Genomic DNA, 25,913 nt, shown 5'->3' on the forward strand with positions numbered 1-25,913 from the left:
GGGTTCACCCCGTGAAGCTGTAGGGCGGCAGCGGCCCGTGAACCTGGACGACGAGGTGCGGGGCACGCTCGCGCAGGGCGTCCACGGCGGCCACGAACTCGGCGGTGGCGTCCCGCGGCACGAGGTAGGAGATGTTGGCGAGCCAGCCCGTGGACTGCGGACCGGGGCTGCGCTCCTCGGCCGAGTCGTCGAGAGCGCTCTCGACAAGAGCGGCGTCGGACACCTCGCGCTGCTGCACGGCCGCGGCGATGCGCTCACCGAGCCGCAGCTTGTCCTCGTAACTGCCGCCGCCGGCCTTGCGGTTGGCGTCACTCAGTGCCCTCAACTCGGCGTTCTCCGCGAGCACTTGATGCAGAACGGCCTCTTCGTCGTGGGTGGCCTTCACGTTGTACTCGACCTTGCCGTCGAGCGCTTCGAGCCGCTCCAGATAGCGCTCCTCGTGCTCGGCGAGCACGGCCCGCACGGCCTCGTCGTCGGCCGACACCCCGCCGAACCGCATCGGCAGCACGGCCCCGCCCGCGCCCGCCTCGGCGAGCACGTTCTGATGGGCCAGCAGGTCGCGGCGCTTGGGCCTGAGCCCTTCCGGCGCGTCACTGACCAGCGCCACCAGGTCGCCCTGCTCGACCGTGCGGACCGGGCGCGGCGGATCACCGATGCCGCCCATCTGCTCCGGAAGGCGGCCGTGCCCGCGACGGGCGATGCCGTAGACGTACGTGGTCATTCCTGCTCCTCCTTACGGCGCGTGGTGGTGCGACGGGACCGGGGCCGGGGGGATTCCTCGCCCTCGCTGCGCGCCTCCTTGAATGCCTCCGAGATGGTCTGAGCGGCGCCCGAGAGCGCTCCCTTGGACTTGCCGCGAGCACCGGACTCGGTGATCTCACCGACCAGGTCGGGCAGGCCGGGGCTGCGCTTCGGACCGGCTTCCAGGTCGAGGCGGTTGCACGCCTCGGCGAACCGCAGATAGGTGTCGACGCTGGCGACCACGACTCGTATGTCGATCTTGAGGATTTCGATGCCGACGAGGGAGACACGCACGAACGCGTCGATCACGAGCCCTCGGTCGAGGACGAGCTCCAGGACGTCGTAGAGGCCACTGGAGCCGCCGCCACTGCCGCTTTGTTGTGCCGGGACAACCGTCATGGTCTCCGGCCCTCCTTGTCTGTTGGCGTCATGTTCTGTGTCGTCGTCTGCTGTGCCGTCCGGCTCCGTCGAGGGGCTTGGTCGCTGGGCTTCGCCCATCGGTTTCGCCGTCGGGTGGTTCCTGTCGTTCCGCAAGTGGTTCGCGGGTACTGGCGGTTCACGGGTGATGGTCGTTCGCGGGTACTGGCGGTTCGCGGATTGCCTGTCGTTCGCGGGGCCGGCGGCTTGCTACCAGGCCGTCCGATGACGCTCCGGTCAGTTGCCCTTGTCGGCCCGGCCGCGCTCGTAGCGGCGCAGCCTGCGGTATCCGGTGAGTTCGCCCCGGGGGTCGAGCTCGACCTCGTAGGAGGCGAGCAGGCTCATGGTGTCCGGGACGCGGTTCAGTTCGAGGACCTCGATCCTCAACTGCCAGCCGTCCTCGCTGCGTTCGAAGGACGAGACGGACTCGGCGGGCATGCCGATGAGCTCGGAGAGCTGGGCACGAGCGCCCCGCAGCACCTCCATCGCACTGGGCAGGCCTTCGTCGTCACGGCTCTTCTCGGCGGTTCTCGCGGTGGTCTTCGCGGTGGTCTTCGAGGTGGTCCTCTTCGCCGCGGTCTTCTTCGCCGCAGTTCTGGACGGCGTCGTCGATGCGTCCTCGTCCTCGTCGGCCATGTTCACCTCCCGGGTCGGAACGTTCGGGTAGCCCCTCAGCGCCGGATCAAACCCCTGCGGGTGGTCAGCGGCCGGTGTCGCGCGGGTTGCCCAGCGGGCCGCGCGACTGCTCGGGGACGCTCGGCGGTGCCATCGACGGCATGACCGGAGCGCCCGGCGGCACTCCCGGCTCCAGGGGTGCGGCGGGCCGGTCGGGAAGCTCGCTCCGGCTGCTGCGGGCGCCCCGGCTCAGGAGTGCCGCGGCACCGAGCAGCAGCACGGCGACGATCAGCGCGGCCGCCCAGTAGGGCACTGCCATCGCGAGGACGAGGAGCAGGAACACCGTGAGGGCGGCGCCGCCGTAGAGGCCGGCTGCTCCTGCTCCCGCGTACATCCGCGCGGCTCGGCGCTGCTTCTTGGTCTGTTCGCGCAGCTCGTCCCGGATGGCGTCCCGGACGACCTGGGAGAGCTGCTCCGGCAGGTTCGGCAGGTTCGTGTCCATGGCGCCCGAGTACCCGCGCAGGCGTTCGACAGTCCCTCCGCCGCCCTCCGCGCCCTCTCGACGGCTCCTCTTCACGCCCCTCCGGGCGCCCCCTTTCGATGCTCTCCACGCCTTCTCCGAGCGCCTCCTCTCGGTGCCCCCTGGGCGACCCCTTCGACCCCTCCGATACCTCCGATACCTCCGACACCTCCGACACCTCCAGGATGTCCACATCGCAAGACGCGTATCTCATCATCTGGAGAGCGGTTCTAAAGTGGACTCACCATCGGGGCAGTTCACCGCTCGGGCGCGGAGCGCCGGGCGATGGGCCGCTCGCCGTCGAGTTCTCGGAGAGGGAGTCCGTTCATGTCCCAGGAGACGCCCCCGGCCACGCCGGGCGAGACCGCCGTCTACACCCACGGCCACCACGAGTCGGTGCTGCGCTCGCACATCTGGCGCACGGCGGCCAACTCGGCGGCGTACCTCGTCGGTGAGCTGAAGCCGCACATGCGGGTCCTGGACATCGGCTGCGGGCCGGGGACCATCTCGGCGGACCTGGCCGCGCTGGTGCCGGACGGCCATGTGACGGCGGTCGACCACGCGCCGGGCATCGTCGAGCAGGCCCGTGCGCACGCCGCCCAACGCGGCCTGGACAACATGTCGTTCGCGGTGGCGGACGTGCACGCGCTCGACTTCCCCGACGACACGTTCTGCGTGGTCCACGCGCACCAGGTACTGCAGCACGTCGGCGACCCGGTGCAGGCGCTGCGCGAGATGCGCCGGGTCACCAAGCCGGGCGGCATCGTGGCGGTGCGGGACAGCGACTACGGCGCCTTCACCTGGTTCCCCGCGTCACCGGTGCTGGACGGATGGCTGGACCTGTACCACCGGGTGGCCCGGGCCAACGGGGGCGAACCGGATGCCGGACGCCGGCTCAAGTCCTGGGCCCTGCAGGCCGGTTGTAACGACCTCAGGACCTCCGCGAGCACGTGGTGCTTCGCCACCGAGGAGGAGCGTGCGTGGTGGGGCGGCCTGTGGGCGGACCGTACGGTCGCGTCCTCGTACGCGGAGCTGGCGGTCGACGGCGGGCACGCCACCCCGGACGAACTGGCCGCGATCTCCGAGGCGTGGCGGGAGTGGAGCAGCCGGGACGACGGGTGGTTCATGGTGCCGCACGGCGAGATCCTCTGCCGGGTGTGACCGCCCCCGCCCGCTACGGCGTGTGGATCACGCGGGGCGGGCCGGACGGCGAACTCGGTACGCTCGGCGCCCGGTCCACGCCCGGGGTGCGGGCGGGTGGAACGGGGGCCGGCTCCAGCGGGCCGCCGGGCAGCAGCGCCAACAGGCATACGACCACCACGGCGGCCGCGACGCCGAGTGCCGCCAGGGCGAGTCCCCGCACCTGGCGGACTCCCCGGGCGCGACCCTGCGGCGGCGGGTCGCGGCGCAGGTCGGCGTGGGCGACCAGGGCGCCACCGGCCAGCAGCGCGGCGCGTATCCGGGCATCGGTCGCGAACCGTCGGTCCTCGGTGTTCGGCTTCAACTGACAGCCGCCCCCAGTCTCTTCTCCAGGACGTCCAGCGCGCGGCTCGCGGTGGACTTGACTGTGCCCCGGGCCAGGCCGAGGGTCTCCGCTATCTGCGCCTCGGTCAGTTCCGACCAGTAACGCAGCACCAGAACCTCGCGCTGACGCTGCGTCAGCAGTGCCATGGCGTCCAGGACTTGGCGGTGCTCCTCGGCCAGGAGCAGCCGCTCGTCCACGGGCGCACCGGCACCCTGGTGGGGCGGGGTGTAGGCACGGGAAGTGCGGCGTCTGCGCAATACGGATCGCGCCGCGTTGACCACGGCGGTCCGCAGATATGCCGCGGGGTCCTGGAGGCCGTGCAGCGAGGTGCCGTAGCTGCGGCACAGGGCGGCGAAGGCGTCCTGAACGACGTCCTCGGCGGTGGGCAGGTCGTCCACCAGGAAGAGCGCCAGACGCACCATGTCGAGCCGGCGCGCCAAGTACAGCTCGGTCAGGTTGGGCGCCGGCTCCTCGTCCCGCGCCCCGTCGTCATATGTCCCGCCGTACACCGGGGCGACCGGCGGGGGCACCGCCCGGAGCCGGCGCGCCCGTGCGGGCGCCTCCTCGGTGCGGGGCATCCGCGCGAGCAGCCGGGACCACCAGGGCGACCGCGATGTTGCGGGTATGGCGTACTGCATGGGCCTCGATCCGTGTCCGGGAGGGGCGGGCCGGCGCGTGACAGCCGGCCCGCCCCGTGGTGCTGCTGCCGCTACTTTCCGACGCCGCTGCCCGGCTTGATCACCTTGGGCGCGACGTCGGAGGATCCGCCCGCGGCGGGCTCGGCCGCGGCGGCCCCCTTGCCCGCGCCGGTGACCTTGGCAGTGCCGTCGGCCTTGGAGCCGGATGCGGCGGAGCCGGATGCGGCGGAGCCGGATGCCTTGGCGCCGCCGGGTGCGGAGACAGCCGCGGCCGTGTCGCCGCTCGTGGCGACCTTGGGTGCGGCGGGCTTCGCACCGGTGTCCGCGGCGGCCTGCGCGGCGAAGGCGCCACCCAGGAGGAGTGCGGCACCGGTGACGGCGGCGCCCAGGAACCGGGGGCGGGGGCTGCGGTCGCGCTTGACGTGCTGGGACATGGAACTCTCCGGGGAAGTGGGGAAACACGCTCGGGACGAACTGCTGAAGGGCGCCTTCACCCCACCAGACGTCCGGCGCCCCCCGGGGTTGCGACCCCGTCGGAGAAAGTTTCCGCGGCGCACGCCCGGCCGCGTGGCACGGGCACCCGCACGGAATGTGCCGCGCCATGGCCGCCGACCGGACCGCCGGACCCCCTGCCGGGGACGATCTCCCCCAACTAGGCTTCGTGTCATGGAGATTCTGGGCACCACGCTGCGCATCTGCGTCGACGACCTGGAGAGCGCGATCGTCTTCTACGAACGCGTCACCGGCAGTCAGGCGCTCCGCTTCGACCGCGGCGGGGTGTCCGTCGCCGCGGTCGGCGCCTTTCTGCTGATGAGCGGTCCCGAGGAGGAGATCGAGGTGCTGCGCAAGGTCGCGGCGACCGTGGCGGTCAAGGACGTCGACGAGGCCAACGTCACCCTGACCGCGGCGGGCGCGCACGTCATCGCGGGCCCGGTCGCGACTCCGGCGGGCCGGAATCTGATCGCCCTGCACCCCGACGGCTCGGTCTTCGAGTACGTCGACCGCAAACCGGCGTACTGAGCGACGGCACGGACCGGGGGGACCGGCCCGCGGCCGGGCCGCACCCGGCCCGCTTCGGCGTTGCGGCACGGCAGCGCTTCAGCGCCGCTGCAACACCGCAGCACTGCAACGCCGCAGAGCCTCAGCTCGGCAGCACCGTAGCGCTTCAGCTCCGCAGCACCGCGGGGCTTCAGCCCGCGAGGTCGCGGATGACCGCGTGGGCGACGGCGCTGCGGGCCGGGGCCAGCTCGGCGGCGATGCCGGCGGCCGTCTCCGGTCCGACGACGACGGCCGCGGACCCGTACTCCCCCGCCTCGATCAGGCTCCGGCGCAGGTGAGTGGGCGGATGCGTGGAGTCGACGCTGTGGCCGCGCAGCACGCCGACGCGGCGCAGCCGCTCGTACTCGCGCTCGGACACGGTGGCCGCGCGCTCCGCGATCCGCTCCCACAGGCCGGCCGCCGCAGCCCGCGGCTCGACACCGCCGATCCTGGTCTGCGCCCGTACGGACTCGGTGCGCAGCGCGGCCGCGATGGACTCGCCGATGAGCAGCCGGTCCATCAGGCCCGCCGCCGCGGCCGCCGAGCCGACGCGTACCGCGGCGCGGTCGGCGAGGTATTCGGCGCGTTGCGCGTCCCGCAGGGTCAGCCGTTCGAGAAGCAGGGTGACGCCGTAGACGGCCCAGCGCGGCACGTCCATGAGGAGGTCGGTGACCATTTCCAGCGCGGTCCGGCGCAGGTGTACGGCGCGGACCGGAGTCAGGAGGTACAGCCAGGTGTGCAGCGAGTACAGGGCGGCACCGATGAGGCGGGCACGCCGCGGGTCGCCGTTGGCGTAGTGCCCGAGTTCGTGGCCGAGCAGCGCGACGCGCTCCTGCTGGTCGAGCACCTCCCACAGGCCAAGTCCGAGATGCAGCGTCCGACGGCCCCGCAGGCCGAAGTCGGCGACGGAGGCGTTGAATTGCGCGTCCACGACGACGGTGTCCACGCCTCGGGTCCCCAACGCCGCGGCGACCTCGTCGACCAGCGCGTACAGGCAGGGCGCGTCCGCCCTGCGCAGCACCCGCCCGTCGCGCCGCAGCCTGGGGAACCTCGGCCGCAGCACGAAGGCGGCCAGCAGCAGGATCACACCGATGATCGGCTGGACCAGCGTGCTCCAGCCGAGGACGACGAGCAGGGTTCCGGCGACGGCCAGTACGGCCGTGAGGGCGTGCACGCAAACGGCCACGAGCCGGGCGACCACGCCACGGTTCGTTACGGCGGAGGCGTTCGGCGCTGCGAGCAGTTCGGCGTGCAACTGCTCCCCGTGGCGGTGGGCGAGGCGGCGCTGCATCGCCTCGAACCGCCCGCGGGCCGGTGCCTCGCCCTCCGGGTCGACGTTCCAGTCACAGGCGGAGCACCACATGACGAAGCGTTCGTCGTACGGAACGTCCGCCGCGCACTGTGGGCACGTGCGTGCCCCCAACTGGCCGACGGTCGAACCGAGTCGGGCATCCAGCGATTCCCCCACCGAACTGTTCCTCTCCCCCGCGGCCCTCCCCAGGGCCGTTGCGCAAAGCCGCACTGTAACCCGCTCCCGGCGGTCGACGGCCATGGCCGGGGTCACGATTCGCCCACGCCCGCACCCTCGGCCACGCCCTCGCCCCCGCGGCGAGCAGAGCCGTTCGCGCGGTTCCCGCGCCCCTCGACGGCACCGGGCACGGGAGCGTCCTCAGCCCGTCATGGTGCGCGGCTCAGGCGTCCAGGACCAGGTCGGACGTCGGGACCGACTGGCACGTCAGGACCGATGTGTCGGGCAGGCCCTCGTCGGGCGCCACCAAATGCGCGGCGTTCCCGGACAGCACCGGGCACGCGCAGCTCTCGCACTGGCCGACGCGGCAGCCGCTGGGCAGGGTGAGGCCCGCGGACTCGGCCGTGGTCAGCAGGGTGCCGGACTCCTTGGTCCAGCGGACCGTGCGGTCGGAGCGCGCGAAGGTGACGGTGAAGGCCGCGTCGTCCGGCAGGGCGACATCGCGGGCCGCCGCCCGGAAGCGTTCGCTGAAGATCTCGAACGCGGGCACGCCTCGCGCCCGCAGCCCCGCCGTCAGGGAGTCGAGCATCGGTGCGGGGCCGCAGAGATAGAACCGGGCCCTTCGGGCTATCAGGTCGTCCGCGAAGGACTCGGGCGTCATGAAGCCCTCGTGGTCGTGGGTGCGGCCCAGGACGTCGTCCGGGGCGGGGGCCGCATAGTGGTTGATCACTGTCAACTGCGGCAATTGCAGGACCAGTTCGTGGATGCGGTCGCGGAAGGGGTGGTCCGTCGAGTTCGCGTTGCCGTAGTGCAGGACCACCTCGGGAACCGTGCCGCCTCGCGTCGCCAGCGTCTCCAGGTAACCGAGGAAGGGGGTGATCCCGATGCCGCCCGCGACGAGGACGACGGGCGCGTCCGTGTGGGTGGGGATGACGAACGTGCCGCCGGGGCGGGCGAGATGGAGCCGGTCACCGACCTTCAGGTCCTCGTGGACGTATCCGGAGAAGGCGCCGTCGGGAACGCGGCGTACCGCGAGGCCGTAGGAGCGGCGGTCGGGGTCGATGGCCGAGCCGATGAGGGAGTAGCTCCGGCCCCGCGCGGGCGTCTGGAGCGTGCCGTCGGCGTTCTCGGCGCGTACGGTCAGGTGCTGGCCCGGGCGGAAGTCGGGCAACGCGCCGCCGTCCGCCGCCGCCAGCCGTACGGTCCGCACCCCGGGTCCCGCGGTGCCGAGCGCGCTGACCACGAAGGGCCGGGTGCCGTCCCAGTGGCCGTCGGCCGGTGCCGGGGCGATGCGGCAGGCCGCGGAGCGCAACGGGACGGAGCCGCTCAGCGGGTCGGCGTCGGCGTGGTCGATCAGGCGGTTGAGGTTGTGGCCGCTCGGCCGTGTCGGGTCGGAGCCGGGCAGGCCGAGGTCGGGTGCGTCCTGCCACCAGCCGTACTCCCCCACCACCACCGACGGGTGCAGTGAGTCGTCGAAGCGGGCCCGCAGCCGGATCGAGCCGAGCCGGGTCGCCACGTCGACCCACTGGCCCTCGGTGATGCCGTACGCGGATGCCGTCCCGGGGTGCAGATCCACCGAGGGGTCGGTGGCGCGGCGGCGCAGCGAGGTGACCGAGCGGTGCTGGCTGTGCACGAAGTAGCCGTGCTTGGCGCAGGTCAGGACGAGGGGGAAGGCCGTGCCGGTGGGCGCCGGGTCGCGGTGTTCCGGCACCGGCGGATAGCCGTGGTCGCGCAGGCGCTGGGAGTACAACTCGACGCGCCGGGTGGGGGTGTTGAAGCCCGTCACCCCCGTTCCGTCGCAGGCCGCGTACTTGCGGTGGGCGAGCGGACGCGGGACCCGTACGCCGCCGGGGCTCTCGCGCAGCTGCGTCACGGTCAGGCCGAGCGGCTCCAGCTGCCAGTTCCAGGCGGCCTCGATGTCCCCGTCGAAGAACAGCTCGCCCATGCCGAGCCGGCACGCCAGGTCGAAGACGACCTCGGTGTCCGACCGGGAGGCGCCCTGCGGCTCGACCAGCTTCGGCCGCAGTTGCACCTGCTCCTGCGCGCGGTGGCCGATCTCGAAACCGAAGCGGAGCGCCTCGCGCTCGTAGGCGCTGTTGACGGGCAGGACGATGTCGGCGGTGGTGCTGGTCGGGTTGGCGAACAGGTCCAGGTGCACCTGGAATTCGAGCTGTCGCAGGGCCCGGGCCACCCGGTCCGAGTCCGGTTGGGCGACGACCAGGTTGGAGCCGAAACCCACCAACGCCCGCACCGCGTAAGGCTGTTGTGTCTCAATGGCCGTGCAGAGGTCGCCCGCGTTGATGTAGCCGGATGCGGGTGGGCCGAGCGGATGCCGGTCGAGGCCGAGCGCCTTGGCCCGTTGTTCGGGAGCGAACTGGGCCGTGCTGGTGGCGGCGTTGTAGGGCGGCGGCGGTACGACGTGGTTGCCGCCGGGCGCGTCGAAGGAGCCGGTGAGGGCGTACAGGGTGGCGAGGGCGCGCTCGGTCTGGGAGGCGTTGGCGCTCTGGCCGACGCCGGTCCAGCCGTAGTACGTCACCGAGCGGGCGGCCGCGATCTCGGCGGCGAGGGCGCGGATCTCGCTCTCCGGGATCCAGGTGGTCCGCGCCACCTCCTCGATGGGCCGGCGCGCACAGGCGTCCGCGTACTCCTGGAACGCCGGGACGCACTCCACCCGGCGGCCGTCGGCGGTACGCACCTCGACGGTGCCGTGCAGCGCGAACCGCTCCGGCCGGACGGCCGCCTTGCGGGTGTCGTACGCCTCGACGCGGCCCGTGTCTAGGTCCAGCACGGCGAAGCCCTCGGCGTCGGCGGTCCCGGACAGCTCTCCCGCGCGCAGGAAGCGGCCCGTGTCGCGGCGCACCAGGAGGGGCCCGTTGGTCCAGGCGCGCACGAACTCCTCGTCGTAGGCGCCCTGTTGGATGAGGAGGTGGGCCAGGCCGAGCGCGAGTGCCGCGTCCGTGCCGGGGCGTACGCGGAGCCAGTGGTGGGCGCGCAGGGCGCTGGTGGAGCGGCGCGGGTCGACGACGGCCAGCTTCATGCCCCGGGCCTGCGCCGCCGAGACGGCCGCGGACTGGGCGAGCCAGGTCTTGGCCGGGTTGAAGCCCCACAGGAGCGCGAGGTCGGCGTGTTCGTAGTCCGGCGGCGGGATCGGGGTGCCGAAGGTGAAGGCGTGGGCGAAGTCCTTGTGCCAGTTGCAGATCTCGGCGCTGTAGACGGTGTTGGGGCTTCCGAAGTGGCGTACGAAGCGCTCGATCCACTCGGTCGCGTCGGAGACGGCGGTGCCGCTCGGGGTGGCGACCGCGAAGGCCACCGCTTCCGGCCCGCTCTCGGCGGCGACGGCGGCGAGCCTGGCGGCGATCTCGGCCATCGCCTCGTCCCAGGAGATCTCCACCCAGCCGGGGTCGGGGTCGGTCTTGGGCTTGGTGCGGCGCAGGGGTGTGGTCAGGCGGCGGGTGCTGTGGGCGATCTCGGGGGCGGCCCGGCCCTTGGGGCACATCGCGGCGCCCGTGGGGTGGTCCGGGTCGGGGCGGACGCCGGTGAGGCGGCCGTCCTCCACGGTGAAGATCGCACCGCAGCGGGACTTGCACAACGTGCAGAATCCGCGCTTCTCCTCGACCGCCATGACAGGCCTCCGTACGCCGGCGTCGTTGCCTCCCCCATTGAAGCCCGGTTTGATCGATCATTTCGTCGGCCCTTGGCCCCCTGCGCCAGGGCCCAAGGGCCCGCCGGGCCCGGGAGATCCTGCCCCGGCCCCGGCGAAGGCACGGGGTCTAGTCCTCGGGGCGCATCCGGTACTGGTAGCGGTCCGGGAGCGGCTCGTCGGTGAGGCGGGCCCACACCTCGTTCAGTATCTCAGCGCCCTCGCGCAGGTCGGCGACCTCGAAGCCGGCGTCGAAGAGGGCCCGGGCGGCGGCCGGCTCGCCCTCCGCGAGCAGGAGCTGGGCCTCGACGAGGCGGAAGCGGCCGCGCTCGCGGACGGCGGGACGCAGGCGGTCCCATATCGCGCGGGCGTCCGCCGGGCGGCCGGCGGCGAGGAGTGCCTCGATCGCCTCGCGGCCGAGCGCGGCGTCGGCCGCCGTCCAGGGCTCGCCCTCCCTGCGCTCCTGGCAGAAGTCGTCGTACGCCTCGGCATAGCGGTCGGCGGCGCGGCTCGCGTGCCCGGACAGCTGGTCGGCCACGGCGAGACAGCGCAGCAGTGGCCAGCGGGACGGGGCGAGCGGCAGGCCGCGCTCCCAGCTGCGCACGGCCTGGGCGTGGTCGCCCGCGTGCCACTGGGCGACGCCGAGGTGGTACTCGGTGAGCGGGTCGGCCGGTGCCGTCTCCAGCATGTCCCGCCAGTGCGCGGCGACCAGGGTGGGCCCCGGCGGGGTCACCCTGCGCGGCTCCGGAAGCACGCCATTGTGCAGCAACTCAAGCCAGGGCTGCTGCTCCTGAGTGAGCGTCAGGTCGGGGAAGGGGGTGCCGGGGAGCTTCGCCCCGGTGCGCAGGACTTCGAGGGCGCCCCAGCCGGATCCGGTGGCCAGGCGCTCGCCGGGCTCGGTGTCGGCGAAGGGGCGCCAGGCGGCGTAGGCCTCCTCCACCGTGGCCCGCGGCAGGGCCTGCTCAAGTCTGCCCTCGGCCTCGGCGCGGGCCGCGGCCCAGTCGTCGCCGTGCACCACGGCCCCGTCGGCGCTCAGCGGACCGTACGCCTCCAGCCAGGCGAACTCGGCGCCCGCGTCCAGTGGTACGTGCTCCAGCTGCGTGCGGGCCAGGCCCGCCTGGATCTCCGCGTATCCGACGGTGCCGGGCTCGGTCAGCCATTCCTGCCAGCGCCGGCCGCCGCGGCCCGAGCCCCACAGGAAGAGCTTGCGGCCGCGCAGGGTGTCCGTGGAGGTCTGGACGAGGCCCCGGCCGCCGTCGTCGAGCGAGGCGATCCAGCGGCGGGCGCCGTCGGGGACCTCGTAGAAGTAGTCGGCGGGGTGTTCGCTGCGCAGCGGATAGGTGCGGTCGGCGCCGTCGAACTCGGGCACGGGCACCCGGCGCAGAGTGCGTTCGTACCCGAAGTGCCAGGCCTCTTCGGCGGGGGCCAGGACACGGGTGCGCTCGCCCTCCTCCACCGCGATGTTGGACCACCAGTAGACCGGTGCGGTCCGCTCGTGCGGGTTGCGGACGCGGACGCCCACGTACAGGAAGTCGGAGTCGTCGGGGAGCCACAGGTCGACCTGGAAGGGCAGGTCGCGCAGCCGCTCCCACTCCCACAGGCGGACCATCTGTCCGCCGTCCGGCGCCGGGACGAGGGCGGCGTGGAGGGGGGCGCAGGACAGGGTGGTGTGTCCGGTGGCGCCGATGTTCCACTCGATGCCACCGGAGAACCAGGCACCGTTGAGCGCGAAGTCGGCGGGCTGGAACACCGGGTTGGTGTAGAGGAGTTCACGCCCGGTGGGCTTGTGGAACAGCGAGTGGACGCGGCCGCCGAGGCCCGGCAGGACGGTGACCCGCAGCCGGTCGTTCTCGATCACGATCGTGTCGAGCTCGACGGTCTCGCGCTCGCGCCCGTAGCCGTCGAGGACCCGCACCGGAAGCAGTGTCTCCAGCGGCGCGTACCCGATCTGGCGGGCCATGTCCCTCGGCAGGCCCTGGCGTGCGCGCTCGTCGAGCTGATGCAGTTCGTCGCGCGGGCGCAGCGCGGGCAGCGGGTTCGCCTCGCCCAACGGGGCGCCGGGCAGGGTCAGTACGGCACGTCGCACGGTCGTGGCCAAGGCAACCTCACTCCCTCGTACGGGGTTTCGGCGGCTCTTTCGGCCGGTCCCCCGATGACCATGGAACACCGCGCCACTGACAACGGCCAGGGGCTACCCCGGTCACGGTTGCGCAAAAGCCGCCGCGGCGAGGCCGGCGGGCGGAGCCGAGGCCGTGCCGTCCGGGGTCCGGGGCGGGGTCGCGGCGGGGACGTCGTGGGGACGGCTCGCCGAACCCGCCCCGGCCCGTCAGGGCCGCGTGGAGCCCGCCCGCCGGTATATCGATCGACACGTTCCGCCCCGTGGGGGACGATCGGCCCGCAACGGACGTGCGGTACGGAAGGACAGCAGGACATGAGTGAGCAGCACACCTACCGGGTCATCGTGCGCGGAGTGTGGGACGGCCTGAGCGAGGACTCGCGCGCGAGGCTGCTCGCCGAGGCCGACGACCACGGCCTGACCGCGATGACCTTCACCGAGGAGGGCTCGCTCGCCTACGACCGCGTCCTGAAGCACTTCTCCTGGCGCTTCACGGTCGTGTCGGACGCCGCCGACGGCGACGAGATGGCCGCCGCGATCGCCGAGGACCGGGCGGAGTCGGCGCTGACCGCGCAGGGCCATGGCTTCCGCGATCTCCGCTCGACGGTCACGGACCTCGACACAATGAAGATCAACTACAAGGGCGGGCGGCGCTAGCCGCCCTGCCCCGTCCGCCCGGCGGCTCCGGCGTCCTCGGTCCCCCGCGCCCGCCACATCTCCGTCGTGACCGCCCAGCGCTCGTGGTCGCGCCACGCGCCGTCGATGAAGAGGAAGTCCGGCGAGTAGCCCTCCAGGCGGAAGCCCGCGCGGCGGACGAGGTTGATCGAGCCCGTGTTGGCGGGCTGGACGTTCGCCTCCAGCCGGTGCAGGCCGAGCGTGCCGAACGCGTACCGCAGGACCAGCGCGAGGCCTTCGCCCATCAGGCCGCGCCCGGCCGCGTGGGCGAAGGCGCCGTAGCCCAGGGCGCCGGACAGGAAGGCGCCCTCCACCACGTTGTTGATGTTGATGAACCCGGCGATGCGGCCGTCGCCCCGCTCGCAGACCAGGAAGCCGTGCCGGGTCGGCTCCTCGATCAGGCGCCGCGCGTAGGTCGCGTAGGACTCGGGGTCGGCGGGCGGGGCGAGCCAGGGGCCGTGCAGTGCCCGGCTCGACGCGGCGAGGGCGGTGAACTCCGCCGCGTCCTCCAGGGTGAAATGGCGTATGCCCACGCGGGGGCCCTCGGCCAGGAAGCCGGCTTCAGTGCGCATCGCCTCAGATTACTGATCCACTACGGAGGCGTTACCGGTTCCGCCTTCTCAGGAAGTAGCCGCAGCACAGCCCCACCACGAACACCGCCAGCAGCGCGAGGTAGAGGGGCATGGTGACCTCGGGGATCAGCAGCCGGATCTTGACGTGCCGGGTGTTCTCGAAGATGAAGACCAGGGCCAGGATCGCGAGGACCAGGACCGCGATCCGGCCCGGGGTCACGACACCGCCCGCCGTGCGTTGCGTACTGCTCGTCTCGCCCTTGGGGCTCATGGTCCGGCCCTTTCGTTCGTGCCGCGCTGTAGCGGCTCCCCTCGTCCCAGGTTGCGGGACTGGGCACACCGGCGTGCGGTCCTGCGGGCCGTACGGGTGAGGGCGAGCGGCAGCACGGACGGGGACGTCCCCCCGTCCGTGCGGAGACGACCTCCCGTGCTTGTCAGACAAGTAGGGGCCGGGCATGCTGGCCTTCCGGTACGGCGAGAGGCGAGTTCATGGCAGAGGGCGGGCAGCAGCGCAGGCCGGTCGTGGCGCTGTACGAGCGGATCGCGGACGCGATCCACGACGGCACCTATCCCCGGGGCTCCACCCTGCCCTCGGAGCCGAAGCTCGCGGGCGAGCTGGGGGTGAGCCGCCCGGCCCTGCGCGAGGCGCTGCTCCTGCTCCAGGAGGACGGTCTCCTCTCGGTGCGGCGCGGGGTGGGCCGGACCGTGAACGACCGGCCGCCCCGGCGCGGCTTCGAGCAGCTCCAGCCGCTCGACGACCTCCTCGGGCCGGTCCGCGTACGGGCCCTGTTGCGCAGCCGCGAGGAACCCACCGACTTCACCGCCCAGCATCTGCTCGCGCCCGCCGGATCGGACCTCAGATTCTGGGAATCCGTGCTGGTCGGGGAGTCTCTCGCGGTCGCGCTCAGCCATGAGTGGGCCGCCCCCGAGGACGTCGTCGAGCGCCTGCACCCCGCGTTCGCCGAGGCCCTGCGCGCCGAGCCCGCCGCCTCCATGCTCACCGTCCTCGCCGAGGCCTCCCGGGGCGTCCAGCTCACCGCGCACAGCGGGATCAGCGCAACGCTGCTCGGCCGGCGCAGGGGCGAGCAGCTGGACCGCCCGGCGGACACCCCGGCCGTGCTCATCACCCAGGTCGTACGGGTCGACGGCACCCCGGTGATGGCCGCCAAGCACATGCTGCCGACGGGAGCCCCGGCGCTCCCCGTACTCCAGTCCTGCTAGCACCCGGGCGGGCCCGGGCACGGCACGCTGTACACTCCCGCCTCATGCACTTGTCAGACAACCCTGCCGCCACCCCCTCGGTCACCCCCGCCGAGTGGATCCGCCGCGCCCCGAAGGCCGTCCTGCACGACCACCTCGACGGCGGCCTCCGCCCCGCCACCATCGTCGAGCTGGCCCGCTCCTGCGGGTACGCCGCACTGCCTACCGAGGACCCGGCCGAGCTCGCGCTCTGGTTCCGTGACGCCGCCGACTCCGGCTCGCTGGAGCGCTACCTGGAGACCTTCGCCCACACCTGCGCGGTGATGCAGACCCGCGAGGCGCTGCACCGCATCGCGGCGGAGTGCGCCGAGGACCTGGCGGCCGACGGCGTCGTGTACGCGGAGGTGCGCTACGCGCCCGAGCAGCACCTGGAGGGCGGCCTGACCCTCGACGAGGTCGTCGACGCCGTCAACGAGGGCCTGCGCGAGGGCGAGCGCCGCACCGGCGGGCGGATCACCGTGCGCGCGCTCCTCACCGGCATGCGGCACACCCGGCGCTCCCTGGAGATAGCCGAGCTGACCGTCGCCCACCGGGACCGGGGCGTGGCGGGCTTCGACATCGCTGGCGGCGAGATCGGCAACCCGCCGGCCGAGCACCTGCCCGCCTTCCAGCACCTCAAGCGGGCCAACTGCCACATCACCATCCACGCCGGCGAGGCCGTCGGCGCGGAGTCGGTGCACGAGGCGGTCCAGGTGTGCGGCGCCGAGCGCGTCGGTCACGGCGTGCGCATCACCGACGACATCGGCGCCGACGGCACGCTCGGCCACCTCGCCGCGTACGTCCGGGACAACCGGATCGCCCTGGAGGTCTGCCCTACCTCCAACCTGCAGACGGGCGCCGCGATCTCGTACGAGAAGCACCCGATCGACGAGCTGCGCCGGCTCGGCTTCACGGTGACCCTCAACACCGACAACCGGTTGGTGTCCGGCACGACCATGAGCGAGGAGTTCCAGCACATGGCGGACGCCTTCGGCTACGGCCCGGAGGTCTTCGAGGAGTTCACCGTCGCCGCGGTCGAGGCGGCGTTCCTGCCGCTGCCGGAACGCCGTCGCATCATCGACGAGCTGGTGCGCCCGGGTTACGCGGCGCTCAGTTCAACGTCCCGCTGACGAAGGGCAGTTGGAGCGTCCCCGTGTCACCGGGGGCGCTCACGACCGTCACCGGCTTGACGCCCTTGTTGCCGAGGTAGGCGTCGTCGCTCGCGGCGATCGCGAACTCGATGCGGTGCCCGGCCTCGTAGCGGTGTGCGATGCCGGGCAGGGCGACGGTGAACTGCTTCGTGACGTCCGGCACCCGCACCGGCGCGACCAGTCGGCGCACCAGCGTCTTGGTGCCGTCGGGTGCCACGTCGTACAGCTTGGCGAAGAGGACCAGCTTGTCGGCGGCGTCGCCGGAGTCCTGGGTCGCGCGCGCGGCGGGCGAGGACACCTTGAGGATGGCCTTCGCCGAGCCTACGACGTCGACCGGCGCCTTCAGCGGGGCGGTGTCCCACCCGAGGTAGGTGCCGGGGGTGTCGTAGGGCGCCGGGTCGGGCAGTCCGATCGTGCCGGCCAGGGAACTCTCCGAATGGCTCGTCGGGACGAGCCAGTTGGTGTACGTACGGCTGCCACGGGCCACCTTCGCCCGGTTGTCGACGAGTTTGCCGTCGCCGGAGAGGTACACCTTCTGCGAGAGCGGCGGCACCTTGGACGCCTCGCCGTAGCCGCTCTGCCAGTCGCGGTAGTAGGCGAACGCGGGCCCGGTGTCGGTGTGCCGGTCCTTGTGCAGGTACCGGTCGAACCAGGCGAGGATGCGCTGCCCCGTGTAACTGGTCTCCAAGTTGCCCTGGGTCAGGTCGAGTTCGCCCGGGGCCTGGCCGCCGCTGTGACCCCAGGACTGCCAGATCATCTTGGTCGTGGTGCCGTTGTCCTTGAGCGCCTGGTAGGTGGCCGTGGCCTCGTTGAGGTTGAACAGGCTGTCCGTCTGGCCCTGGATGAGCAGGGTGGGCGCCTCGACGCGGTCGAGGTAGCTGACCGGGGAGACGCTCCGGGCGTAGCGCAGCATCGCGGCGGTCCGGGCGGCCGGGTAGCTGCCCGAGTTGAGCAGGCCGATCGTCTTGCAGGCGTCGGACACGAAGTGCACGCAGCCCAGCGTGCCCCAGCGGGACGGGTCGAGGTTCGGCAGCGTGATGGGCTGACTCTCGCCCATGAGGTAGAACCCGTTGGTCCACTGCCACTTGAAGGCGCCGGGCACCTTGCGGTCGGCCACGTTGTTGGGGTCGAGCGCGTACGACAGGTCGTTCCAGGTGATCATGGGGACAAGGGCGTCGACGCGGTGGTCCACGGCGGCCGTGGCCATCTGGACGGCGCCACCGTAGGAGCCGCCGATCATTCCGACGCGGGGGTCGCCCGGGCGGTCCCTGGTGACGAAGTCGACGCGGGTGCCGTCGTCGGCGGCCCGGGTCCCGGCGAGGAAGTCGATGAGACGGGAGGCCGCGCGGCCGTCGATCGCCGGGTCGTCGAGGGAGATGAGGCAGCCCGACTTGCCGAAGCCGAGCCCCGAGTAGGCGAGGGCCACGTACCCACGGGCGGCGAACGCCTTGGCCGTGCCGGCCGTGGAGCCGTCCGCCTTGTTGCCGCCGAAGCCGTTGGTGGTGAGCACGGCGGGCGCGGGGTGCGCCTTGTCGACGCCGGCCGGACGGTAGAGGTCGGCGTCCACCGCACAGGTGCGGCCTCCCGCCCGCACGGTGAACTTCAGTGCGGTGACCGTGACTTGGCCCTCATCCGCCCCCGGTGACGCGACGGCGGGCGCGGAGGCGAGCAGCGGCACGGCGAGCGCCGCGCCGAGGGCGGCCGCCAATGGCTTGCGGGTTCGGGGCACGGTACGGCGACGGGTCACGGCGTCCTCCACGGCACGGCGGGCCTACCGACCGGTAGGCCCGCCTCATGCTGTGACACGTGAAACTCCGCGTCAACGGCTGGGACACAACCTTCTTGCCTCAGGCGGGAGTTCATGCCAGAGCGGGCATCTCGAGGGTCAGCGTGCCGCTGTCCGCGTCGAGGACCGCGGGCACCCCGAGCGGCATCGTCAGGGCCGTGTCGCAGTGGCCGAAGCCCAGGTCCTCCACGACGGGCACGCCGAGCCGGCCGAGCCTTTCGCGCAGCACCGGGCGCACCCGCTCCTCGTACGGTCCGCAGTCCTTCCAGGAGCCGAGCGCGACGCCGGTGACGCCCTCCAGCCAGCCCGCGCGCAGGAGTTGGGTCAGGGTGCGATCCAGCCGGTAGTCCTCCTCGCCGACGTCTTCGAGCAGCAGCAGCCCGCCCCCTGCGGACCGTCGGCCGTGGGGGGTGGCGAGGTCGGCGGCCAGCAGGGAGAGGCAGCCGCCGACCGTGACGCCCCGGGCGCGGCCCGGGACCAGGGGCCGTGCGCCGGGCAGGCCGAGGACCAGGGCGGCCTCGGGCTCGAACAGGGTGGTGCGCAGGGACTGCTGGGTGGTGGCGTTGTTGATGAAGGCGAGCGTGGAGGCCATCGGGCCGTGCAGGGTGGAAAGGCCGAGCCGGACGGCGAACGCCTCGTGCAGGGCGGTCACATCGCTGTAGCCGATGAGCACCTTGGGCCCGGCCGCCCGCAGCGCCTCCCAGTCGAGCAGGTCGACCATGCGCTGGACGCCGTAGCCGCCCCGGCCGCACATCACGGCGTCGACGCCCGGGTCGCACCAGGCGTCCTGGAAGTCCCGGGCCCGCTTCTCGTCCTCACCCGCCAGATATCTGAACTGTGGGTGCCGGTCGGTGACTTGGGGGGTGGCGACGGGATCGAGGCCCCAGCCGCGCAGGACGTCGAGCCCTTCCTGGAGGCGTTCCTCGACGACGGGTCCGCTGGGCGCCACCACGGCGATCCTGGCGCCGGGGGCGAGGCGGTGCGGGCGGGTGAGTCCGGCGGCGTTCACTTGGTGAGCTCCAGGAGCGGGATGTCGTTCCGGTCGATCGCGAACACCTGCGTGTACAGGGAGAGTTCGGCCTCCAGGGCACGGATCACGGTGTCCGCGCGACGGAAGCCGTGGCCCTCGCCCTCGAAGGTGAGGTAGGCATGCGGGATGCCGCGCCCGGTCAGCTTCTCCAGGAACTGCTCGCACTGCACCGGCGGGCAGATCGCGTCGTCCAGGCCCTGGAGCAGCAGGAAGGGCGCGGTGATGCGATCGGTGTGCTGGGCGGGCGAGCGGTCGCGGTAGCGGTCGGGCACCTCGGCGTAGGGACCGATGAGGCTGTCCAGGTAGCGCGATTCGAAGTCGTGGGTGACGTCGAGCCAGCCCGCGAGGTCGAGGACGGGGTAGAGGATCGTGCCGCAGGCGTAGACGTCGGTGCCGGCGAGGGAGGCGGCCGTGGTCCAGCCGCCCGCGCTGCCGCCGCGGATCGCGAGGCGGCGGGGGTCGGCGGTGCCGTTCTCGGCCAGGGCGCGGGCGACGGCGGCGCAGTCCTCGACGTCGACGATGCCCCACTGTTCGCGCAGCCGGTTGCGGTAGGCGCGCCCGTAGCCCGTGGAGCCGCCGTAGTCGACCTTGACGACGCCGATGCCACGCGAGGTGAAGTAGGCGGTCTCCAGGTCGAGTGCGAGGGACACACAGCCGGTGGGGCCGCCGTGTGCCCAGACCACATAGGGCGGCAGTTCACCGGCGGGGGCGGTGTGGTCGGGGCTGTGCGGCGGGTAGACGTGGGCGTGGATCTCCCGGCCGCCCGGTCCGGTGTAGGTGCGGACCAGCGGTTCGGGGTAGTACGCCGGGTCGACCGCGTCGGTGTGGGCGCAGCCGATCACGCGGGCGCGGCCGGTGGCGGTGTCGAGTTCGACGAGTTCGGCGGAGGTGCGCGGGCTCACGGCCACGCCCACGACGCGGCTGCCGTGGGCGGCGAGCGTGGAGGACCACTGCGTCCAGGGTCCGGCGGCGTCGACGACCTCGCCGCTCTCGGGGTCGAGTATGCCGAGCGTGGTGGCGCCGGCTCCGTGCACGACGGCGATCAGGCCGCTGTCCAGGGGCTGGAACCAGCGCCGCCCGGCCTGCCACAGGGGGCCCGCGAACTCCTCGTCGCGGGGGCACAGCGCGACGGCCGGGCCGTCGGCGGGGTCGGCCGGGTCGGCACGGTACAGGTTCCACCAGCCGCTGCGGTCGGAGGCGAACAGGAGCCTGCCGTCGGCGGCCCAGTCGGCCTGCGCGACGGACTCCTCCGGCCCGCCGGCCACGGTGCGGGTGCGCCGCAGGTCTCCGTCCTCGCCGACCTCGGCGACGATCAACTCGGTTCCGTCCCACGGCATCCGGGGGTGGTCCCAGCCGATCCAGGCGGCCAGGCGGCCGTCCGGCGAGAGCCGGGGGCCGGTGACGAAATGATGCCTTCCGTCACTCAACTCCCTTACCGAGAACCGGTTTTCGGCAGCCGATCCGTCCAGGGGGACGGCGACGATCACGCGGCGCACGTCGGTGGGCGCCGCACCGGTGAACTCCTCCAGCACGCACCACACTTCACCCCGGTCGAGGTCGATCCGGGGGTCGACCCAGCGCAGCCCCTCGCCGACCGCCGAGAGCGGGGTGAGCGGCCGTGGCGCGGCGGTGCCGTCCGGCTCGAACGCGTAGAGGCGCTGGTCGGTGAAGTGCGCGAAGACGACGAGCGGGCCGTCGGCGCCGCGGTCCACGCCGTCCCAGGGCCGTCCTCCGTACTCCATGACCCTGCTGCGGACGTTCCACGGCTCGGGCAGGACCTGGCGTGCCGTGCCGTCGGGGCCTCGGCGCACGAGGGTCCGCCTGCCGCCCTCCGCGGAGCGTGGCTCCGTCCACCACACGTGGTCGCCGACGACGGCGACATCGTCGGCGCGGCCCTCGTGGGCGGCGGCGAGCGCCGCGTCGATGGGTGAAGGCCAGCTTCCGTAGGGCGCGGTGGGCACCATCGTGGGGACTCTCCTCGGGAGGCTATGCGGAGCGCAGGTAGTGGTCGAGGACGCGGACGCCGAAGTGCAGCGCGTCCACGGGGACCCGTTCGTCGACGCCGTGGAACAGCGCCTGGTAGTCGAGGCCGGGCGGCATGCGCAGCGGTGCGAAACCGTATCCGGTGATGCCGAGCCGCGAGAACTGCTTGGCGTCGGTGCCGCCCGACATGCAATACGGCACGACATGGCCCTCGGGCGCGAACCGCTCGATGGCGGCCCGCAGTTTGCGGTACGTCGGCGAGTCGACGGGCGCTTGGAGCGCGACCTCGCCGTGGTGGAAGTCCCAGTCGACGTAGGGCCCGGTCAACTCGTCCATGACGGTGCGGAATTCGGCCTCGCCGCCGGGCACGGTCCGCCCGTCGACGTGTGCGGTGGCGTGCCCGGGGATGACGTTGACCTTGTAACCGGCGTCCAGCATGGTCGGGTTGGCGCTGTTGCGGATCACCGGCTCGACCAAGGCGGCGGCGGGGCCGAGCTTGCCGAGCAGTTCGTCGGCGTCGAAGTCGGGGGCGTCGGGGTCGGCGTCGATGCCGTGCAGGGCGGCCAGTTCGACGAGGCTCGCGCGGACCGTCGGGGTGATGCGGACCGGCCACTCGTGTTCGCCGATGCGGGCGACGGCGGCGGCGAGCCGGCTGACCGCGTTGGACCGGTTCACCTTGGAGCCGTGGCCCGCGCGGCCGTGTGCGGTCAGGCGCAGCCAGGCGGTGCCGCGCTCCCCCGCCCCGACCGGGTAGATCTCCATGCCGCGGCCGGCGTGGAAGGTGACGCCGCCCGACTCGCTGATGCCCTCGGTGCAGCCCTCGAAGAGTTCGCGGTGGTGGTCGGCGAGGAAGCCCGAGCCGTCGACGGCGCTGGCCTCCTCGTCGGCGGTGTAGGCGAGGACGATGTCCCGCCGGGGGCGCACTCCGTGCCGGGCCCAGGCGCGGACGACCGCGAGGACCATCGCGTCCATGTTCTTCATGTCGACGGCGCCCCGGCCCCAGACCATGCCGTCGGCGATCTCGCCCGAGAAGGGGTGCACGCTCCAGTCGGCGGCCTCGGCGGGCACCACGTCGAGGTGTCCGTGCACGAGCAGCGCGTCGGCCGACGGGTCGGTTCCCTCGATCCGGGCGACCACGTTGGTGCGCCCCTCGGTGCGCTCCAGCATGCGGGGCTCCAGGCCGGCCGCCGCGAGGCGTTCGGCGACGTACTCGGCGGCGGGCCGCTCCCGGCAGTCGCCGCCGCCCCGGTTGCTGGTGTCGATCCGGATCAGCTCGGAGGTGAAGGTCACCGCCTCGTCGAGCGCCACCTGATCGGCCGTCTCCACCTCAGCCATACTGTTCCTCCACCGCGGACGAGGCGACCGTGGTGACCGCCTTGAAAGTGCGGATTCCCTGATACATCGTCACTTCGGTGTAGGAGACGCGCCGTTCACCCGTACGCTCCACGCCGGGCACCACGGTGGCCGCGTCCGCGAGGTGCTCGGCGTCGAACTCGATCTCCACGGTGAAGGGACCGCCGGCCAGCGGCGCGGCTCTGCGGGCCAGCGCGCAGGCCTCCTTCGCGGCGGCCCTGATGTCCCCGGCGGTGCGGGCCGGGGTGCGGCACACCGCCGCGTACCGCGAGACGTGGTCCTTGACGGCGACCTTGCGGGCCGCGGGCGCGTAGCCCTCGGCGTCGGCGCAGGTGAGGTCGTCGCCGGTGACCAGGACCACGGGCACCCCGTACTCGGCGACGACATGGGCGTTGAGCAGCCCCTCGCTCGCGCGGGTGCCGTTCAGCCACACTCCGGTGATGGAGTTGGCGAGGTAGGTGTGGGCGAGCACTCCGGCCGTACCGGCGCCCGTGTGGTAGCCGACGAAGGCGATCCCGTCGACGTCACCGTGCTGGACGCCCTCCACCATGGACAGCGACTTGTGCTTGCCGGTGAGCATCTGGGCCCGTTCGTCGAGCCGTTCGAGGAGCAGATTGCGCATGGTCCAGTGCGCCTCGTTGATGAGCACCTCGTCGGCGCCCCCGTCGAAGAACCCGAGCACCGCGGCGTTCACGTCGGACGTGAACATGCTCCGGCAGCGCTCCCACTGCGGCGTACCGGGGAGCACGTCGGCCGGCCAGGTGACTCCGGTGGCGCCTTCCATGTCCGCACTGATGAGGATCTTCATGGCGCCCCACCGTACCCGCAGCGCAATACCCGGGCCAGGGACCGCACGGACACCCAGAGGTCCATACCTGTGACGCGGCCCGGGGACGCGGGGGCGCCCGAGTCGGTCCGGCACGGCCCGGCCGGGGACACGGGGGCGCCGGGTGGGTCCGGCACGACCCGGCCGGGGCAGCGCGCAAGAGGCCGCGTTGGATACTGGGCCGCATGCGTATCGACTTCGATCCCGCGAGCGTCGCCCCCCAGGACTTCTACCGGCTGCTCACCGCCACCGTGGTGCCGCGGCCCATCGCCTGGGTGTCGACGGTGACCGCGGACGGGACCCCCAACCTGGCGCCGCACTCCTTCTTCACGATCTCCTCCGTGGCACCGCCCGTCGTCCAGTTCACCTCGGTGGGACGCAAGGACTCGCTGCGCAATGCCGAGGCGACCGGGCAGTTCGTGGTCAACTTCGCCTCCGAGCCGCTCTTCGACGCGGTCAACGGCACCGCGACCGACTTCCCGCACGGGGTGAGCGAGTTCGAGCAGGCGGGTCTGGCCACCGAGCCGAGCCTGCGGGTGAAGCCGCCGCGGGTGGCCCAGTCGCCGGTGGCCCTCGAATGCGAGCTGCACAGCACGCTCGGCATCGGGAACTCGACGGTCGTGTTCGGACGCGTGGTGCACGCCGTGGTGTCGGAGGAGGTCATGGTCGACGGCCACCCCGAGATCACCCGCCTCCTCCCGCTGGCCCGGCTCGGCAAGGACGAGTGGAGCACCCTGGGGCAGGTGCGCGAGCTGGCACGGGTGCCGTACGCGGAGCACGGGCGCGGCTGAGGCAACAGCCCGGCGAGCGGGGCCGGGCCGAGCGGGGTCCTGGCGTGCCTGGCGAGGGCCGGGGTTCCCTCCCCTGACCCCCGGCGTGCCGGACGCGGGCCTGCGTTCCCTCGGCGTGCGCGGGCCGTGCGGGCGGACCACCCTGGAGGCATGGGCAGACCTAGGGCACACGGCTCGCTCCCTTCCGTACGGACCGGCCCGCTGCGGACCCGGGCCCGTCGAGCGGCATGGGCGGCCCGCCGCGCGCGCAGCTGTGCACGCCGCGTCTATCTGGCCGGGCGTTTCACGGGCCGCTGGCAGGAGCGCCTGCGCCGCTTGCGGCGGTAGCACCGGAGCGGGCCCCGGCCGCTCCGGGTGCGCGCTGCGGACCTGGCGGCAACGGCCCCGCAGGGGGCGGCGGGCCCTGACCTCAGCGCCACCGGACCGGACGGGACGGGCGCGGCCGTCCGTCGCGCGCGGCCGCGCTGTGGGGCAAGGGGACTAACGACCCGCGGCCGGGACCGCCTGCAACTGCTCGATCCTGCGCTGCACCGCTTCGAGGGCCCCACGCCGACGGCCCGCGACCTGGCGGCGCAGGGTGACGAGGGCCGGGCCGAGGGAACGGGCCCGTTCCGCGTCGCGGAGCTGTTCCCACTGGTGGTGGGCCCGGTCGACGGCCGCCTCGACATCGGTGTTGTCGGTGCTCTGGTGCCTGGCGAGCCTGGCCTGGGCCGCGGCCATCCACAGCTCGCAGGAGCGGGCGGGCTCCAGGGCGAGGCGGGCGAGGTCGGCGCGGACCTCCAGCCAGTGGACCGCCTCCAGGGACCCGGGCCCGTACATCCGCATCGCCTCGCTCTCCCACACCGCCGCCATCGAGGCCGCCTCGCCGTGCCGCCCGGCGTGGGCGGCGGCCAGGATCGCCGGATGCGGGTCGGCCTGGGCGGGTGGGCCGGCCGGCGCCTGGACCGGGGCGGGGCCGGGGCCCAGGGGCGGGCCGTCGAGCGCCAGGTAGCGGGCGTTCTCGTGGCCCGCACGGTCCGCGGCGTACGCGTGGAGTTCCGCGAGCGAGGGACGGGCGCCGCCCCGCCACACCTCGGCGTACGTCTTCAGATAGTCCGGGGCGACCGCCCTTCCGCGCCCGGAGGGAGCGGCGACCCTGCCGTACAGACGGACCCCGGGGCCGAGCGCGAGGCCCTCCTGCGCCACCCGCTCCCAGGCCGCCGGATCGCAGGCCAGGTCGACCAGCACGGTCGTCGTACCGGGTGCCCGCACCTGGAGTTCGTGGGCGAGCCAGGCCCACGGCAGCGCGGTGTAGCGCAGGCTCGCGGGGGTGGTGCGGGCGAGCGCGAGATGCACCTGGTGCTGCTTGCCGTCGATGTGCAACTGGCCCGCCACGAAAAGGAACAGCGGCCCCGGCGAGGCGGCCACGGCACGAATCCGGGTCAGCACGGTCTGCGGGTCCACCGGGTCGGCGAGCTCCACGACGGTGGCCGCGGCAGTACCGGTGAGCACGGCCGGAGCGACCGCCGCCAGGCCCGGCAGGACCGAGGCCGCGTCCACGAGACGGCTCTTGTTCACCGGGGCGGCCGCCAGCAGCAACGCCGTCCCCGGGTCATCCCCCTTGATCAGCACACCAGCACCGTATCCGGTCGACGGCCCGTACTGCCCCACGCGTTCCCCAACTCGCGCCAGGGCAACGGCAATTCCCGTAAATGGACGCAATTGGTCCCAGCAATGGGCAATTTAGGTCGCATCCCGCGCCGAGGCGCGACGATTGTCGGATACGCCCGATCCCCACCCCGGCGGGCCC

24 protein-coding genes are annotated in these 25,913 nt (G+C 73.0%); 6 read left to right on the forward strand and 18 right to left on the reverse strand.

The genetic code is table 11. From position 1 onward, the window contains the following. Positions 1 to 4: 4 nt before the first annotated feature. The 4 genes from IE267_RS18240 to IE267_RS18255 form a co-directional block, all read right to left on the reverse strand. Entirely contained in the window at positions 5 to 721 is a 717-nt protein-coding gene (locus IE267_RS18240; protein ID WP_167152526.1) for a GvpL/GvpF family gas vesicle protein, read from the reverse strand. Then, a complete protein-coding gene (locus tag IE267_RS18245; RefSeq protein ID WP_161248930.1) occupies positions 718 to 1,140 on the reverse strand; it encodes a gas vesicle structural protein GvpA in 423 nt (140 codons plus the stop codon). Before IE267_RS18245 ends, IE267_RS18240 begins: the two co-directional genes overlap by 4 nt. 255 nt (positions 1,141 to 1,395) lie before the next feature. Then, complete coding sequence (locus IE267_RS18250; RefSeq protein ID WP_167152527.1) at positions 1,396 to 1,794, reverse strand: gas vesicle protein GvpO; 399 nt, start codon at positions 1,792 to 1,794, stop codon at positions 1,396 to 1,398. A 64-nt stretch (positions 1,795 to 1,858) separates the two neighbouring features. Further along, on the reverse strand, positions 1,859 to 2,275 hold the full coding sequence (locus tag IE267_RS18255; RefSeq protein ID WP_167152528.1) for a phage holin family protein: 417 nt from the start codon (positions 2,273 to 2,275) through the stop codon (positions 1,859 to 1,861). Positions 2,276 to 2,620: 345 nt separating this feature from the next. On the opposite strand from IE267_RS18255, the gene IE267_RS18260 reads away from it, so the two are divergent. Then, positions 2,621 to 3,454: a class I SAM-dependent methyltransferase gene (locus IE267_RS18260; protein ID WP_189763939.1), complete on the forward strand. Its 834-nt coding sequence runs from the start codon at positions 2,621 to 2,623 to the stop codon at positions 3,452 to 3,454. Between the two features lie 13 nt (positions 3,455 to 3,467). Here the strand turns inward: IE267_RS18260 and IE267_RS18265 are convergent, their stop codons facing one another. The 3 genes from IE267_RS18265 to IE267_RS18275 form a co-directional block, all read right to left on the reverse strand. Continuing rightward, positions 3,468 to 3,797 carry a hypothetical protein gene (locus tag IE267_RS18265; RefSeq protein ID WP_189763940.1) on the reverse strand — a complete coding sequence of 110 codons (330 nt, stop codon included), beginning with the start codon at positions 3,795 to 3,797 and terminating at the stop codon, positions 3,468 to 3,470. Continuing rightward, positions 3,794 to 4,456 (reverse strand): RNA polymerase sigma factor, encoded by a 663-nt coding sequence (locus IE267_RS18270; RefSeq protein ID WP_189763941.1) that lies wholly within the window; start codon positions 4,454 to 4,456, stop codon positions 3,794 to 3,796. Before IE267_RS18270 ends, IE267_RS18265 begins: the two co-directional genes overlap by 4 nt. 71 nt (positions 4,457 to 4,527) lie before the next feature. Next, the gene (locus IE267_RS18275; protein WP_189763942.1) at positions 4,528 to 4,890 is read right to left on the reverse strand and encodes a hypothetical protein; all 363 of its coding nucleotides are present in this window, start codon (positions 4,888 to 4,890) and stop codon (positions 4,528 to 4,530) included. 232 nt (positions 4,891 to 5,122) lie between these two features. Between IE267_RS18275 and IE267_RS18280 the strand changes: the two genes are divergently transcribed. After that, positions 5,123 to 5,476, forward strand: a complete 354-nt coding sequence (locus IE267_RS18280) for a VOC family protein (RefSeq protein WP_161248952.1) — start codon at positions 5,123 to 5,125, stop codon at positions 5,474 to 5,476. Between the two features lie 169 nt (positions 5,477 to 5,645). Here IE267_RS18280 and IE267_RS18285 read toward each other — a convergent pair whose 3' ends face one another. The 3 genes from IE267_RS18285 to IE267_RS18295 form a co-directional block, all read right to left on the reverse strand. Continuing rightward, the gene (locus IE267_RS18285) at positions 5,646 to 6,962 is read right to left on the reverse strand and encodes a M48 family metalloprotease (protein ID WP_229861300.1); all 1,317 of its coding nucleotides are present in this window, start codon (positions 6,960 to 6,962) and stop codon (positions 5,646 to 5,648) included. A 223-nt stretch (positions 6,963 to 7,185) separates the two neighbouring features. After that, entirely contained in the window at positions 7,186 to 10,584 is a 3,399-nt protein-coding gene (locus IE267_RS18290) for a molybdopterin-dependent oxidoreductase (protein ID WP_189763944.1), read from the reverse strand. A 148-nt stretch (positions 10,585 to 10,732) separates the two neighbouring features. Next, entirely contained in the window at positions 10,733 to 12,700 is a 1,968-nt protein-coding gene (locus IE267_RS18295; protein WP_167152534.1) for a DUF5107 domain-containing protein, read from the reverse strand. 333 nt (positions 12,701 to 13,033) lie between these two features. Here IE267_RS18295 and IE267_RS18300 point away from each other — a divergent pair, with 333 nt between their 5' ends. Next, entirely contained in the window at positions 13,034 to 13,375 is a 342-nt protein-coding gene (locus IE267_RS18300; protein ID WP_161248958.1) for a DUF6204 family protein, read from the forward strand. Here the strand turns inward: IE267_RS18300 and IE267_RS18305 are convergent. Together IE267_RS18305 and IE267_RS18310 are read right to left on the reverse strand one after the other, a co-directional pair. Continuing rightward, positions 13,372 to 13,965 carry a GNAT family N-acetyltransferase gene (locus IE267_RS18305; RefSeq protein WP_167152535.1) on the reverse strand — a complete coding sequence of 198 codons (594 nt, stop codon included), beginning with the start codon at positions 13,963 to 13,965 and terminating at the stop codon, positions 13,372 to 13,374. The two genes, IE267_RS18300 and IE267_RS18305, sit on opposite strands and share 4 nt — an antisense overlap. A gap of 31 nt (positions 13,966 to 13,996) precedes the next feature. Further along, the gene (locus tag IE267_RS18310; RefSeq protein WP_161248962.1) at positions 13,997 to 14,236 is read right to left on the reverse strand and encodes a LapA family protein; all 240 of its coding nucleotides are present in this window, start codon (positions 14,234 to 14,236) and stop codon (positions 13,997 to 13,999) included. Positions 14,237 to 14,454: 218 nt separating this feature from the next. Here IE267_RS18310 and IE267_RS18315 point away from each other — a divergent pair, with 218 nt between their 5' ends. Both IE267_RS18315 and IE267_RS18320 read left to right on the forward strand, forming a co-directional pair. Then, entirely contained in the window at positions 14,455 to 15,186 is a 732-nt protein-coding gene (locus IE267_RS18315) for a GntR family transcriptional regulator (protein ID WP_189763945.1), read from the forward strand. Between the two features lie 44 nt (positions 15,187 to 15,230). Then, positions 15,231 to 16,334 carry an adenosine deaminase gene (locus IE267_RS18320; protein WP_189763946.1) on the forward strand — a complete coding sequence of 368 codons (1,104 nt, stop codon included), beginning with the start codon at positions 15,231 to 15,233 and terminating at the stop codon, positions 16,332 to 16,334. Here IE267_RS18320 and IE267_RS18325 read toward each other — a convergent pair. The 5 genes from IE267_RS18325 to IE267_RS18345 form a co-directional block, all read right to left on the reverse strand. Then, positions 16,315 to 18,102: a CocE/NonD family hydrolase gene (locus IE267_RS18325; protein ID WP_189763947.1), complete on the reverse strand. Its 1,788-nt coding sequence runs from the start codon at positions 18,100 to 18,102 to the stop codon at positions 16,315 to 16,317. The genes IE267_RS18320 and IE267_RS18325 overlap by 20 nt on opposite strands. A gap of 112 nt (positions 18,103 to 18,214) precedes the next feature. Further along, positions 18,215 to 19,150 (reverse strand): S66 peptidase family protein, encoded by a 936-nt coding sequence (locus IE267_RS18330; protein WP_189763948.1) that lies wholly within the window; start codon positions 19,148 to 19,150, stop codon positions 18,215 to 18,217. Then, positions 19,147 to 21,135, reverse strand: a complete 1,989-nt coding sequence (locus IE267_RS18335; RefSeq protein WP_189763949.1) for a prolyl oligopeptidase family serine peptidase — start codon at positions 21,133 to 21,135, stop codon at positions 19,147 to 19,149. The genes IE267_RS18330 and IE267_RS18335 overlap by 4 nt, the downstream gene beginning before the upstream one ends. A gap of 22 nt (positions 21,136 to 21,157) precedes the next feature. Then, positions 21,158 to 22,489, reverse strand: a complete 1,332-nt coding sequence (locus tag IE267_RS18340; protein ID WP_189763950.1) for a M20/M25/M40 family metallo-hydrolase — start codon at positions 22,487 to 22,489, stop codon at positions 21,158 to 21,160. Next, a complete protein-coding gene (locus IE267_RS18345; RefSeq protein WP_167152542.1) occupies positions 22,482 to 23,315 on the reverse strand; it encodes a M55 family metallopeptidase in 834 nt (277 codons plus the stop codon). The genes IE267_RS18340 and IE267_RS18345 overlap by 8 nt, the downstream gene beginning before the upstream one ends. A 203-nt stretch (positions 23,316 to 23,518) precedes the next feature. Here IE267_RS18345 and IE267_RS18350 point away from each other — a divergent pair, with 203 nt between their 5' ends. Next, the gene (locus IE267_RS18350) at positions 23,519 to 24,124 is read left to right on the forward strand and encodes a flavin reductase family protein (RefSeq protein WP_161247252.1); all 606 of its coding nucleotides are present in this window, start codon (positions 23,519 to 23,521) and stop codon (positions 24,122 to 24,124) included. 480 nt (positions 24,125 to 24,604) lie between these two features. On the opposite strand, the gene IE267_RS18355 is transcribed toward IE267_RS18350, so the two are convergent. Beyond that, on the reverse strand, positions 24,605 to 25,735 hold the full coding sequence (locus tag IE267_RS18355; protein WP_189763951.1) for a hypothetical protein: 1,131 nt from the start codon (positions 25,733 to 25,735) through the stop codon (positions 24,605 to 24,607). Positions 25,736 to 25,913: the final 178 nt, after the last annotated feature.

The sequence above is a fragment of the Streptomyces xanthochromogenes genome, assembly GCF_014650455.1.
GTDB classification, from domain to species: Bacteria; Actinomycetota; Actinomycetes; order Streptomycetales; family Streptomycetaceae; genus Streptomyces; species Streptomyces xanthochromogenes.